This window comes from Gemmobacter caeruleus, from assembly GCF_008271655.1.
GTDB classification, from domain to species: domain Bacteria; phylum Pseudomonadota; class Alphaproteobacteria; order Rhodobacterales; family Rhodobacteraceae; genus Gemmobacter; species Gemmobacter caeruleus.
The window spans coordinates 1-552 of record NZ_VKKX01000050.1 but is presented as its reverse complement, the minus strand read 5'-3'; the positions used below and the strand labels follow the sequence as shown (position 1 = coordinate 552).

At 54.7% G+C, this 552-nt stretch carries 1 pseudogene; it reads left to right on the top strand.

The features are described from left to right. Positions 1-93: 93 nt before the first annotated feature. Positions 94-351, top strand: a pseudogene (locus FOA17_RS15525) (transposase); the annotation flags it as partial. Positions 352-552: the final 201 nt, after the last annotated feature.

The window sequence follows — 552 nt, the reverse complement described above, 5'->3', positions numbered from 1 at the left end:
GTTGAAATTCAGTGCTCTGATCCCCGAGAACTGGGTCGTTTTTGACTGGAGTTTTCCGCCCCAGGATCCCGGCTGGGAGAAGGAGCGGAAGCGATGAAAGCATCGAAGTTCTCGGACGCGCAGAAGGCGTTCCTTCTGCAGCAGGGCGACGACTGCGTACCGGTTGCGGAGATTTGCCGAAAGGCGGGGATCAGCCAGGCGACGGATTTCAGCTGGAAAAAGAAGTATGCGGGTCTGTTGCCTGACGAGATGCGTCGGCTGAAGCAACTCGAGTACGAGAATAATAGGCTCAAGAAGATCGTCGCAGACTTGTCTCTCGACAAGGAGATGCTTCAGGACATCGTCAAACGAAATGTATGGTCCGCCCTGTCGTTGCAAGGATTTTGAGTGGCGACGACACCAGTTTGCGTAAATGTATCCGGCCTCTCGCGAGTGGACTGCTGTTGCAGCCAGGCCATGATGAGATGCGCGCATCCTGTTTCCAAATAGCTTCTTCGGGCACGAAGCCCGCTTTCGAGCAGGATTTGCAGAATGCCGATCGACTGTTTCGTC